Source organism: Streptomyces sp. NPDC050528, assembly GCF_044457795.1.
Taxonomy (GTDB): Bacteria; Actinomycetota; Actinomycetes; order Streptomycetales; family Streptomycetaceae; genus Streptomyces.
Genome location: NZ_JBITHH010000001.1, coordinates 592543 through 604750 on the forward strand (window position 1 = coordinate 592543; position 12208 = coordinate 604750).

Below are 12208 nucleotides of genomic sequence, written 5' to 3' on the forward strand. Positions count from 1 at the left end.
CCCTTCCCTCACCAGACGTTCTTGGGCATCGCGGTGATCAGGTTCCCGAATTCATCGACGACGAGCCGGATGCCGTTCTGGCCGTTCGCCCCGGTCGCCACGCTGTCGAAGGCGTAGTCGATGTAGTTGCCTCCTCGAGTATCGGCCTTCGCCCGGGGTACCTCGTGCCCGAACATCGCCGCCTCATCGATCAACTTCTTGAGCTTGCCTGCGTCGAGCCCCTGGGCGAACACGTTCCCCATGTCGCCCGCAAGGTGGTAACTGCCACCCCACAAGTGCTCGTCGCCGATGTGCTTCAGCGCTCCGGCGGTGATCGTGCGGCAGCTGATGTTGTGCACCAGCACCGGGCTGTCCCCGGCCATCACGAAGTAGGCGTGGACGCCCTCCACCGTGAGGTCGTACGTAACCTGCGGTTTCGTGTACGAGGCTACGTCGGTCACCGTGACGGTGCCGTGGTCCAGGGTCTGCAGCCGGTGGCCCGCCGTGAGGCGCCCGGCGTCCGTCCACGAGCCGGTGGTGAGGTCGTAGAACGGGTGGTCGGACGTGCCGGTGACGGTGCGCCGGCCGTTCGGCGTGGTGACGGTCAGGTCGGTGAACCGGGTGTCCGTGGTGGTGCGGTGTGTCAGCACGACGTCGTGCCGTTCGGCGACCGTGCTGCCCGGCCGCGTGTTGAGGACCTGGTCCCCCGCGGTGACCTTCTCGATGGCGCGGACACTGCCGTCGGCCATCTTGACCAGGGTGCCGGCCACGAAGCTGTGCTTCACGCAGTAGGACACGCCCTTGGCGAGGCGCGCGTCGATGATGACCTTCAGCGCCTTCATCGTCGTGCGTGCCTTGGTCGCGCCCTCGAAGAACTTCGCGATCCCGGTGCTGATCCGCACGATGGCCGCGGCCACGGCGGGCGCCTTGCCGATCAGGGTAACCACGCTGATGGCGTTGACGAGCGTCCAGAGGCAGCTCTCCACATCCGGGTCGGAGAAGCACTTCTTGGCGTCCGTGACCCCGAGCAGGTCGAGCAGGATCGCGCCGCCGTTCGCCTTCACCCAGTCGAGGACGTCCTGGTTCCCCGCCGCCATGGCCTCGCGGTACTGGTCGACACAGGTCTGGCCACACTCCGCGAGAAGGGCGGCCTCCTCGTCCTTGGTCAGGACGTACTCGGCGGTCGAACCGCCGGAGTCGACGACCTGCGCCCGCTCCTGTCTGGCTCGCTCCCGTTCTTCGGCCTCCGCCCGCGTGGCCGCCTTGTCCGCCTGTTCGGCGTACCCGTCGGCCCGGCCCGCCGCGCCCTCCGCGAGGGTGGCATCGCCCTCCGCCTTGGTGGCGGTCCGGTCGGCCGCCGACGCGTCCTGTTCGGCGCTGCTCGCGGCGGAACGGGCGCTGGTGGCGTCCTTCTCCGCCTCCGTGGCGTCACGGTCGGCCTGGGCGGCCGCCGATTCGGCCTCGTTGGCGGCGAAGTTGGCGTAGAAGGCGTCGGTGCCGGCCTGCTGGTCGTACTTCTGCGCGTTCTCGTCCGCCTTCTTCGCGGCCGCCGCGTCGGCTGCCGCAGCGGTCGCCGAAGCGTTGGCCGCCGCCGCGGAGTTCACCGCCTGCACCGCGTAGTCCGCGGCGTCGGCAGCAGCCTGGAGAGCGATCTTCGCGTCGCCCGCAGCTTTGTCGGCGAGCGCCTTGGCCTGTGCCGCCGCCTTCTTCGCCTCGTCCGACTTGGCCTTCGCCGCGGTCGCCTGCTGCTCGGCGAGCGTCTTCGCGCTCTGCCCGACCAGCACCGCGTACGCCGCCGAGGCGTCGCTCTCCTGGTAGGGGGTGCCCAGGCTGATCGCTTCGTCGGCCGCCTTGGTCGTCGCGGTCGCCGAGTCCCGGGCGGCCTGCGCGTACTGCGCGGTGGCGGTGGCGTACCCGGCGGTCTTCGCCGACCACGCGGCCGTCTTCGCGGCTTCGGCCACCGCGGCGGTGGCCTCCTTGCGTGCGGTGGCCGCCGCGGTCTGGGCCTTCTTCGCCTCGACGTCGGCCAGCTTGGCCTTCTCCTTCGCCGCTGCCGCCGCGTCGATCGCCTCGGCCGCCGCCGCGTGTGCGGTGGCCGCTGCGGCCTGTGTCTTCGCGTAGGCCGACTGAGCCCCGTCGGCGGCGGACCGGGACCGTTTGGCCGCGCCCTCCGCTCGGGTCGCCGCCGCGCGTGCGTTCACCGCGGCCGTGGTCGCGTCGTCGGCGGCCGCCCGGGCCCGGGTCGCCGCACCCGCCGCCTCACCGGCCGCACTGCGTGCCTGCGTGGCCGCCTGCCGCGTCTCGGCCGCGGCCGCGGTGCCGTCGGCCGCCGCTGCCGCCGACTCCAGCGCGGCCGCCCGGGAGGCGGTGGCGTCCTTGTCGTGCTCGGCCTTGACCGCCGTGTTGCGGGCCTGGAAGGCGCGCAGTTCGGCATCCTCGGCCACGGCGAGCTTGTCCGCCGCCGTGGCACCCGCCGACTCCGCAGCCGTACGAGCCTGGCGGGCCGTGGCCTGCTCGCCCTGTGCCCGCTGCTCGGCCGCACCCGCCTTCGCCCGCTCGCTCGCCGCGTTGTCGCGCTCCCGCTCGGCGGTGGCCTTCTCCGCCTCCGCGACACCGCGCAGCCGCTTCGCCTCGGCGGCCTGGTCCCGGGCGGTCTGCTCCGCCTTCTCGGCCGTGGCGCGTGCGTTCTTCGCGGTGGTGGCGTCGGCCGCGGCCCCGGCCGCCAGCTTGGCGGCGGAATCGGCGGCGGCCTTCGCCTGGGCCTTGGCCTCCAGCGCCGCCGTCTTGCGGAACTCCGTGTTCAGCGCGTGCGTCTGGGTCTTGGCCAGCGCCAGCAGCGTCTGGGAGTCGGCCACGGTGGCCTTCGCCGCGTTCGAGGCGGTCAGCGTGGCCTTCGCGGCGGCCTGGGCCGCGGCGTACGAGGCCTTGGTGACCTGCACCGACTGCTGGGCGTACAACAGGCCCCGGCCGCGCGGCTGTTGCGCCGCGTCGGCGATCTGCCAGGCCTTCTGCTGCTGCGCGGTCACGGTGTCGGCAGCCGTCTTGGCCCGTCCTACGGCCGCGTCCGCCAGGGTCACCTGCTTGGCCGCCGCGGCCCTCGCCGCGCTCAGGTCGGCCGTCGCCTTCGTGAAGACAGCGGCCTTCGGGTAGTCGAGGGCGTCCTTGTGAGCGGCCCAGTACTTCTGCCAGTACAGGATCTGGTCCGCCAGCCATGCCTGTCGGACGGCCTCGGTCATGGCCTCCGTGGCGGCCCGCGTCTCCTTCGCCGTGGCGGACTCGGCGGTGACGATCTGCTTGCGCTGATCGGCCTGTCCGGCGTACTCCGACTCCCACTCCGCGTAGGCCGTGGTGACGGCTCCGGTCAGCACCCGGTAGTGGTCGATGGGGTTGTCGCTGTCGCAGGCCGCCCAGGCCTGCTTCAGCGCCTCGACCTCGGTGCGGAACTCCAGCGAGTCCGGCTCGGGGGCCTTGGTGGCGAAGCCGCCGAAACGCAGGAAGGTGGCGACGTCGTTGGCCGAGGAGTGGCCCAGGTTGGTCGTGTCGAGCAGTTCCCTGCCCGCGACGTCCTTGTAGGCGGCGGCCCAGGCGTCACCGCCGGTGCCGAACGCGTCGAGCACCTTCCTGGCCTGGTCCAGCGCGGCCTGGCCGGGGAGCGGGGTCGGGTCCTCGGACGCCTTGTCGAACAGCTTCTGCTGCGCGCCGAGGGTGAAGGTGACGATGTCCGCGCCGAACTCGGGGGCCCAGAAGTCCCGGCCGTTCGAGGAGTTCACCGCGCGGTACGGCTTGTTGGTCTCGTCCAGTTTCGTCTGGCGGTCCCGGAATGCGGTCCCGGCGGCGATGCCGGTGTCCCGGTCGCGGATCCTGGCCTGGCCCCACTCGCCGCCCACCGCGTCCGGGGTCACGAAGGCGCGCAGGGCGGCGTCCGTGCCGGTGAGCTTCGCCGCAGCGGCCGCCTTGAGGTCGGGGCCGCCGAAGTGCACGGCCCGTCCCGCCTGACAGCGGTCCGCGCGGGCCTGGGCACCCAGGCTGATGCGCAGGGTGCGCTGGTAGGGGTCGGTCGGATTGTCACCCGGCTCGTCCGCGGCGGCGGGGACCGCGTACACGAGTCCGCCGAGCACCGCCGCGGCGGTGGCGAGCGCCGTGCCGGCGATGCCCCGCTGGAGCCGTCTTCCCCCGAGATGTCTGAAGGTGTTTCTTCGTGCCGTCGGCACACGCATGCTTTCCCCTGGATGGTCAGTCCGTCAGTGGGTCCGCACGGGAAGCGGGCAGGGCAGAGCAAAGGCCGGAAGCGAACGCAGATCCCCCCTGGGCGTGCGGTCCACACGCCACCCCCACCCCCGGGGGACGCGATCACGCTGTCAGACCAGGCGTTTTTAAGCAAGCAATATCGACGCTTTATCTTCCCTTTTGAATAAACTCTTTCGAATCGACCGCGCCCCGGGACCCCGAACAGAACAGTGCCCCGCCGAGTGGTTACTCGGCGGGGCACTGTCCCTTCGCGGCTCCCGAACGGGCTTGTGGGCGGGCTCAGTTCTGGTAGCTGTGCAGACCGGGGACGGTCAGCGTGCCGCCGAACTGGCCGGCCTGGACCACCTTCACGTTGGTGAAGTAGATCAGCGGGATGTTCAGCGGCGGCGGGTTGTCCGGGTCGAACGTGATCGGGATCAGACCGAACAGGTTGCCCGAGATGGACTCCGTGTACATCACCGTGTCGCCGTCGCGGATGGTCGACGTGGAACCGGCGGCCGCCTGCACGTGGTACGTCTTGCCGGACTGCTTGTCGTTCACCGTCTGGTGCAGGTCGCCGATGTCGGTCCCGCTGGAGATGACGTACTTCAGGACCTTCTTGACCGTGCCGTTGGCCGTCTTCACCTCGACGACGCCCTGGTAGTCGGCGCCCTTGAGGAGCAGTGAGCTGGCGTTCAGGTACCACGGGTCGTCCGGCAGCAGCACCTTGTTGTCGACGCCGCTGGTGTCGTCCGTGGCGACCGGGCAGTCCGAGGTGTCGGTGCTCGCGCTCGCGGACGAGCTCGGGGTGGCCGTGGCCGACGCCGCGTCCTCGACCGCCTTGGTGGTGTCCTCGGCCGCCTTGGACGCCGTGTCGGTCGTGTCCTTCACGGTGTCGTTCACCGTGTCGGTGACCTTCTTGGTCGTGTCCTTGACGGTGTCGGACACGCTGGAGGAGCCGTCCGAGGACGCGTCCTTCGTGGCGCTCGCCGAGGCGGACGCGGTCGGCGTCGGGGTGGCGCTCGCCGTGGAGTCGGAGCTCGACGAACCGCCGGTGAGGATGCCGGTGATGGCGTCGCCGATGCTGTCCAGCAGGCCGCCGCCGCTGCTCGCGGACGCCGAGGGCGTCGCCGTAGCGGTGCTGCCCGACGAACCGCTCGAATCCGCCGACTTGCTCGCGGAGGCGGACGGCGTGGGCGTGGCGGCCTTGTCGTCGGAACCTGAATCCGACGAAGAGGACTTGCCCGAGTCCTTGGTGTCGGAGCCCGCGTCGTCCGTGGCCGTGGCCGAGGGCGTCGCGGTGTCCTTGGACGAGTCGGCGGACTCGCTCGCGCTCGTGGACGGCGTCGCCGAGGGGCTGGCCGTCGACTTGGCGAGAGCGGCGACACAGTCCTTGTACTCGTCGGCCGTCAGGCTCTTCGACGTCGGCGAGGTCGTCGATCCGTTGTCGGCGAGGGCGAGGGAGGACGTGAAGCCCATCCCCACGATCACGGCGGTCGGCATCGCCACCGTGGCTATCGCCTTACCGGCGGGCATGTGGAGCCTGGTGAACAGCGGCTTCTTGGGTGCCGCATGCCGCGGCCCGGTTCTCACACGGGACTCGTCCACATCAGTCCCGTGGGTCACCTCGTCAGCCGGCACTGTGCCTCCCGTTCGCCCCGTGGTTCACCGGGCTCGTTCCTGACAGATCGTTCGGCTCGCCCGTACCGTCGGCGGACTCGTAGGGCGTGGACTCGTGAGGCGCCGGCTCGTAGTACGAGGCGGACTCATGAGGCGCCGCCTCGTACGGCGCCGCCGCCGGCGCGCCACCCTCGCCCTGCGTGTCCTCCTGTACCGCCTGCGGCTCCGGCGGTGCGCCCGGCGCCCAGGACACGGCCAGCGCCCCGCCGACCATGGCGAGGAGGAAGCCGATCAGGAAGCCGCCGAGGTTGGACACGGGGATGGACACCAGCGCCAGCAGGATCGCCGCGACACCCGCGAAGGTGCGGACGTGCTTCTGGAACCAGAGGCTGAAGCCCAGGACGACCAGCAGTACGCCGATGATCAGGGACCCGGCGCCCGCGGTGGTGGCCATCGCCAGCGTCAGATGGCCCACCTGGAGATGTGCGTACGGGAAGTAGGCGATCGGGAGTCCGCCGAGCATGACGAACAGACCGGCCCAGAACGGCCTCGTGCCACGCCAGGCACGAAACTGCAGCCTCCGGCGGGCGAACTGGCCGGGTGCGGCAGGAGTCTCGGCGCTCATGGAAAACAGCTCCCTGGTACGGCGTTGCTGTGGTGGAGAGTCGCACCTTGTGTGAAGGCGCTGGTGGAAGTGGGACGGGCGGGGGCGCCACCGGCTCCCCCGCCCGCCGTCAAGTGCCTAGTAGCACTCGTGGGTGCCGGCCGAAACCGACATCTTCAGCCCGCTGAGCTTGAAGGTTCCGGCAGTGGTGGCCCACGCCGTCTGCTTCACGTTGGTCAGCGTGGCCGACTCGGCCTGCTGGGCGAATCCGTACGGGTTCGCCGCTTCCTTGCCGCCCTTCATGCCCGGGCCCTTGCCGTTCTTGTCCGGGCCCGTGTCACCGGCGGCCACGCCGATGTCGATGTTGTGGAACACCGCATCGGCGCTGAGGTCATCGACGTCGATGTACAGGTTGTCGGCCTCGACCGGCGTACCGCCGCCGCCCGCCCGCAGCACGAGGCTGACCGATCCGAGGACCGGGATGTTCGGGGTGACCACCGACTGGCACATGTTGGTGATCTTGGCGGTCTTGAACGACGAGACGGCCACGGGGTGAGCCGTGGTCCCGCCGCTGAGCGTGTAGCCCGAGTCAAGCGCTCCGTACTGCGCGAAGCCCGTGCCGTCGAGCTGGTCGGCCGTCACCTTGAACGACTGGCCGGAAACACTGAACGACGCGGCGAGGGCACCCTGCGCGAGGGCGACACCTATACACGCCGTAGCGGCGACGCTGGGCACCATGACCACAGCGAAGCGCTTCCATCTCGTCCCGCCACGCACCTGGGACTCCATATTTCCTCCTTCTCGGACGTACATCTCCTGGCCCTGACTGCCCCCAGATGGCGGCTCAGCCGGGCAGGGATGGGAGAAGTGCTACGTCCTCGGGAAGGGGAGCGCCCGTCCTCGGAGGCGCGAACCGCGCACCGATCACCGGCGATCACCCCCGAGCGACAACCACTGGTCGCGCCTGACGCACATCACGCACAACCTTGCTGGACAGGCTCCGCCGTACGGCGAAGACCCCCCTGCCCAAGAGCCGACTCCATTGTTTCCGGCTCTACTCGGTGGGGACCCAGGAAACCCCGTCCGCCCGACCGGCTGTCGGGGTACGGAAATGGACCGAGCGTCGCCGATCGTGGTGCATTCTCGCCGCCCGCACAAGGGGCTTCGTTACTGGGTAGTAACGGCCGGATAACCGAACAACGACCCGCCGGTATCGGTCGACGACGCTGGGTGTCATCGTGGGCCAGGACAAATCAGTTGACATTCGGACGGAATCCGACAGATCAACGCGCTCGACTTACTCCAAGTAACAGCGGCCGCGATTACCAAGATTTGGTAAAGCGCGGCCGCAGTGACACTCCGTCGGCAAATCTTTCACTCCGGCATCACAGGTCACAAGGTTTACCGACTGGTCAGAACCGGCCCCGCGCCCCGCTCAGAACAGCGCCCGCGCCAGCGCCCGCCGGGCCGCCGTCACCCTGGGGTCATCGGCCCCGACGACCTCGAACAGCTCCAGCAGCCGCAGCCGTACGGCATCCCGGTCGTCACCCACCGTGCGCCGCACGGTGTCGATCAGCCGGCTGAACGCGTCCTCGACATGACCGCCGACCAGATCCAGGTCGGCGGCGGCGATCTGCGCCGGCACGTCACCCGGCTTCTCGGCGGCCTCGGTGCGCACCCGCTGCGGGTCGAGGGCCGACACCCGGTGCAGCAACTCGGCCTGGGCGAGCCCCAGTTTGGCCTCGGAGTTGCCCGGGTCGTCGCTCAGCACATTCTTGTACGCCTGCACGGCCCCGCCGAAGTCCCCCGCGTCCAGGGCCTGTACGGCGGCTTCGAGCAGCGCGTCGTACGGTCCCGCCGGCACCTCGGCGACGGCCTCGGGACGGTCGCCCGGCGCGGCGTCGGGGTCGACCTGCAACCCGGTGAGACCGAAGCGCTGCTCGGCGACCTGGATCAACTGGTCGAGCGTCTCCCGGATCTGCGCCTCGGGGGCGGCACCCTGGAAGAGCGGCAGCGCCTGGCCCGCGACCACCGCGAAGACGGCCGGGATGCCCTGCACCCCGAACTGCTGCATCAGCATCTGATTGGCGTCGACATCGATCTTGGCAAGGACGAAGCGTCCGTTGTAATCGAGCGCGAGCCGCTCCAGGAGCGGGCTCAGCTGCTTGCACGGCTCGCACCACTCGGCCCAGAAGTCGATGACGACCGGGACCTCGGTGGACCGCTGCAGGACCTCGCTCTCGAACCCCGCCTCATCTACGTCGATCACCAGATCGGCCGGCGAGACGGCCCCGCCGCCCCCCTGCCGGGCGGTCTCGGCGCGCGCCTGCTCCGCCTTGACCTTGGCCTCCTGGGCCGCCTTCACCGCGGCGAGGTCGACGACTCCGCTCATGGACATGTTCCGTGGCTGCATGCGTCTATCCTCCCCCGTCCGCGCGTGTGAATGAAAAGCGTTGTGAAAGCCGGTCTGCAGCAAGTCTGTTGTGAGTCTGCCGCGAGCTGTTCGGCGCCGGGTCCCCACCCCGCGCCCGTGGTTTCGCTACGGGTCGTAGCGTAATGGTGTCGGGCCCTTCCCGGAAAGTGATACCCGGTGATCTCCCTCACTGCACCACAGGAACCGCCCGTTATGGTCAAGGGATGCAGAGCAGCACTCCCGCCCCACGCGCCGCGGGACGCCCCCGCAGCACCACCGCGGACACCGCGATCCTGGCGGCGACCCGGGAGGCGCTGGTCGAACTCGGCTGGTCCAAGCTCACGTTGGGAGACGTGGCGACGCGCGCGGGGGTTGCAAAGACGACCCTCTACCGCCGCTGGGCCGGCAAGAACGAACTCGTCGTCGACGCGGTGGCGGAACTCTTCGACGAACTCCGCCTCCCCGACCGCGGCACACTGGCCGCCGACATCGAGGGCGTGGTCCTCCAGTTCGCGGCGATCCTGGACCGCCCGGAGGCCCGGAGCGGCCTGATGGCGGTGGTGGCGGAATCGACCCGCGACGACGCCCTGCGGGAGCGCATCCGCGAGTCGATCGTCGAACGGCAGAAGTGCCTGGTCGTGGAGGGCAGGGCGCGGGCCCAGGCGCGCGGCGAACTCCCCCCGGAGACCGACCCGGAGGAAGCCGCGCGCACGGCCGACCTGATCTTCGACGTGGTGGCGGGTGCGGTGGTCCACCGCACCCTGGTGAGCGCGGAACCGGCCGACGAACGCTGGGTCCGCAGCTTCACCCAGGTCCTGCTGCTGGGCCTGACGTCACTCAGCAGCACGTAGAAGCAGAAGCGGGACCTAGAACCCTGCGGGCTCCGTGTAAACCCCCCACTCGTCCCGCAACACCCCGCAGATCTCCCCCAGCGTCGCCTCCGCCCTCGCGGCGTCCAGCATCGGCCCGATCATGTTCGCCCCGTCCCGAGCCGCCGCGAGCATCGCGTCCAGAGCGGCCCCTACGGCCGCCTCGTCCCGCCCGCCCTTGCGCGCGCCCAACTCCCGGACCTGCTCCCGCTCCACCTCGTGGCTGACCCGCAGGATCTCCAGGTCACCCGTGACGGACCCATGGTGGACGTTGACGCCGACGACCCGCTTGTCGCCCTTCTCGACGGACCGCTGGTACTGGAACGCGGCCTCGGCGATCTCGCCGGTGAACCAGCCGTCCTCGATGCCGCGCAGGATGCCGGAGGTGATCGGACCGATCGGGTGCTGTCCGTCCGGGTGGGCCCGCAGGCCCCGCTCCCTGATCTGCTCGAAGATCTTCTCGGCGTCCGCCTCGATCCGGTCGGTGAGCTGCTCGACGTACCACGAACCACCCAGCGGATCCGCGACGTTGGCGACCCCGGTCTCCTCCATCAGCACCTGCTGCGTGCGCAGCGCGATCTCCGCGGCCTGCTCGCTGGGCAGGGCGAGGGTCTCGTCCAGGGCGTTGGTGTGCAGCGAGTTGGTCCCGCCGAGGACAGCGGCGAGTGCCTCAACTGCCGTACGGACCACGTTGTTGTACGGCTGCTGCGCGGTCAGGGAGACGCCGGCGGTCTGGGTGTGGAAGCGCAGCCACTGGGCCTTCTCGGACTTCGCGCCGTAGACGTCCCGCATCCAGCGGGCCCAGATCCTGCGTGCCGCGCGGAACTTGGCGATCTCCTCGAAGAAGTCGACGTGCGCGTCGAAGAAGAAGGACAGGCCGGGGGCGAAGACGTCCACGTCCAGGCCCCGGGACAGGCCGAGTTCGACGTACCCGAAGCCGTCGGCCAGCGTGTACGCCAGCTCCTGCGCGGCCGTGGAGCCGGCCTCGCGGATGTGGTAGCCGGAGACGGACAGCGGCTTGTAGTCGCGGATGCCGGTCGCGCAGTACTCCATGAGGTCGCCGATGAGGCGCAGGTGCGGCTCGGGCTGGAAGAGCCACTCCTTCTGGGCGATGTACTCCTTGAAGATGTCCGTCTGGAGCGTGCCGTTGAGGACGGCGGAGTCCACGCCCTGGCGCTCGGCCGCCACCAGGTACATGCAGAAGACCGGGACGGCCGGTCCGCTGATCGTCATCGACGTCGTCACATCGCCGAGCGGGATGTCCTTGAAGAGGACCTCCATGTCGGCGGCGGAGTCGATGGCGACCCCGCAGTGCCCGACCTCGCCGAGCGAGCGCGGGTCGTCGGAGTCGCGGCCCATGAGGGTCGGCATGTCGAAGGCCACGGACAGCCCGCCACCACCATTCGCCAGGATCTTCTTGTACCGCTCGTTGGTCTGCTCGGCGTTCCCGAACCCGGCGAACTGCCGGATCGTCCACGTCCGCCCCCGGTACCCCGTCGCGTACAGCCCGCGCGTGTAGGGGTACTCCCCGGGCCACCCGATCCGCTCGAAGCCGTCGTACGTGTCCCCGGGGCGAGGCCCGTACACCGGCTCTACGGCATCCCCGGAGAGCGTGGTGAAATCGGCCTCACGCGTGCGTGCGGCGTCGAACCGGGCCTGCCAGCGTCGGCGGCCCTCTGCGATGGCGTCAGCGTCCATACCATCGAATTTACTAGGACGTCCTAGTAAATGTCGAGGATCGACGTGGGAGCGGGACTGGCAGGGTCGCTTCGGGGAGAAGGGCTCCCTCGGCGGGGCCGGTCACTACGCGCAGACGTACTGTCCGAAGTATTCGAAGCAACCGAACGAAGTAAGGGAGGTCAGGCGCGGTGCCACGCTTTACGGAGTTCGACTTCGGTGTGTCGTGGGTGATGGGGTTCTTCCACCAGGACGGGACCCACTACGGGGACACGGCCGCCGAGATCGTCGCGAACCACCTCGCGGGGTGGAGCGGCGAGGCGGCCCTGGCGGTGCGCCGTGACGCGCTGGCCCTCGACGGCCTCCCGTCACAGACGCTGGAGGTGCTCTGGAACGCCGGGGCGGAGTACCTGCCGAGTTTCGGGACGCGGCTCGGGAGCGGGGCGGAATGGACGCGGTCGGTCGTCGGCCTCTGTGACGCGCGGCTGTCCGCGGAAACCGGCGTACGCCCGCTCTCGGGAGCGGACACGGAGGACGGCATCGCGTGCCTCGACGCGGTCGTCGCCGAGATCGAGGAGTCCCGGTTCCTGACGGCCGAGGTGCGGGCGGCGCTGGTGGACTGCGCCCGCCGCGGCACTCCGGACCTCGCGTTCCGGGTGCTGTTGAGAGCGATGGTCCGCGCCGCGCCGAAGGCCTCGCTGTCCCCGGACCGGTACGGGCGACTGGAGGCCGTCGGATCGGCTCTCCAGTACGGCGAGTTCGTGGTCGACAACGTCAGGTTCCTGGTCGAGGAACCCTGACAGCGGCCCGGGCCGGCGG

General features: G+C 70.1%; 8 protein-coding genes. 2 read left to right on the plus strand and 6 right to left on the minus strand.

From position 1 onward, the window contains the following. Positions 1-8: 8 nt before the first annotated feature. From ACIBK4_RS02715 to ACIBK4_RS02735, 5 genes are all read right to left on the minus strand, one after another. Complete coding sequence (locus ACIBK4_RS02715) at positions 9-4196, minus strand: polymorphic toxin-type HINT domain-containing protein (RefSeq protein WP_398991445.1); 4188 nt, start codon at positions 4194-4196, stop codon at positions 9-11. Positions 4197-4506: 310 nt separating this feature from the next. Continuing rightward, the gene (locus tag ACIBK4_RS02720; RefSeq protein ID WP_398991447.1) at positions 4507-5847 is read right to left on the minus strand and encodes a hypothetical protein; all 1341 of its coding nucleotides are present in this window, start codon (positions 5845-5847) and stop codon (positions 4507-4509) included. After that, positions 5837-6451 (minus strand): DUF6114 domain-containing protein, encoded by a 615-nt coding sequence (locus tag ACIBK4_RS02725; RefSeq protein WP_398991449.1) that lies wholly within the window; start codon positions 6449-6451, stop codon positions 5837-5839. The genes ACIBK4_RS02720 and ACIBK4_RS02725 overlap by 11 nt, the downstream gene beginning before the upstream one ends. Positions 6452-6568: 117 nt before the next feature. Next, positions 6569-7168, minus strand: coding sequence for a DUF6230 family protein (locus tag ACIBK4_RS02730; RefSeq protein WP_398991451.1), 600 nt, complete (start codon positions 7166-7168; stop codon positions 6569-6571). Between the two features lie 697 nt (positions 7169-7865). After that, the gene (locus tag ACIBK4_RS02735) at positions 7866-8843 is read right to left on the minus strand and encodes a tetratricopeptide repeat protein (RefSeq protein ID WP_398991453.1); all 978 of its coding nucleotides are present in this window, start codon (positions 8841-8843) and stop codon (positions 7866-7868) included. A gap of 224 nt (positions 8844-9067) precedes the next feature. Between ACIBK4_RS02735 and ACIBK4_RS02740 the strand changes: the two genes are divergently transcribed. Further along, complete coding sequence (locus ACIBK4_RS02740) at positions 9068-9694, plus strand: TetR/AcrR family transcriptional regulator (RefSeq protein WP_398991455.1); 627 nt, start codon at positions 9068-9070, stop codon at positions 9692-9694. 15 nt (positions 9695-9709) lie between these two features. Here ACIBK4_RS02740 and ACIBK4_RS02745 read toward each other — a convergent pair whose 3' ends face one another. After that, positions 9710-11410: a methylmalonyl-CoA mutase gene (locus ACIBK4_RS02745; RefSeq protein WP_398991457.1), complete on the minus strand. Its 1701-nt coding sequence runs from the start codon at positions 11408-11410 to the stop codon at positions 9710-9712. Positions 11411-11580: 170 nt separating this feature from the next. On the opposite strand from ACIBK4_RS02745, the gene ACIBK4_RS02750 reads away from it, so the two are divergent. After that, positions 11581-12189 (plus strand): hypothetical protein, encoded by a 609-nt coding sequence (locus ACIBK4_RS02750; protein WP_398991459.1) that lies wholly within the window; start codon positions 11581-11583, stop codon positions 12187-12189. Positions 12190-12208 lie beyond the last annotated feature (19 nt).

Coding starts and splice junctions, on each gene's coding strand:
- ACIBK4_RS02745 (WP_398991457.1), bottom strand. CDS start 11,410: ATGGACGCTGACGCCATCGCAGAGGGCCGCCGACGCTGGCAGGCCCGG.
- ACIBK4_RS02730 (WP_398991451.1), bottom strand. CDS start 7,168: ATGGTGCCCAGCGTCGCCGCTACGGCGTGTATAGGTGTCGCCCTCGCG.
- ACIBK4_RS02725 (WP_398991449.1), bottom strand. CDS start 6,451: ATGAGCGCCGAGACTCCTGCCGCACCCGGCCAGTTCGCCCGCCGGAGG.
- ACIBK4_RS02740 (WP_398991455.1), top strand. CDS start 9,068: ATGCAGAGCAGCACTCCCGCCCCACGCGCCGCGGGACGCCCCCGCAGC.
- ACIBK4_RS02715 (WP_398991445.1), bottom strand. CDS start 4,196: ATGCGTGTGCCGACGGCACGAAGAAACACCTTCAGACATCTCGGGGGA.
- ACIBK4_RS02735 (WP_398991453.1), bottom strand. CDS start 8,843: ATGCAGCCACGGAACATGTCCATGAGCGGAGTCGTCGACCTCGCCGCG.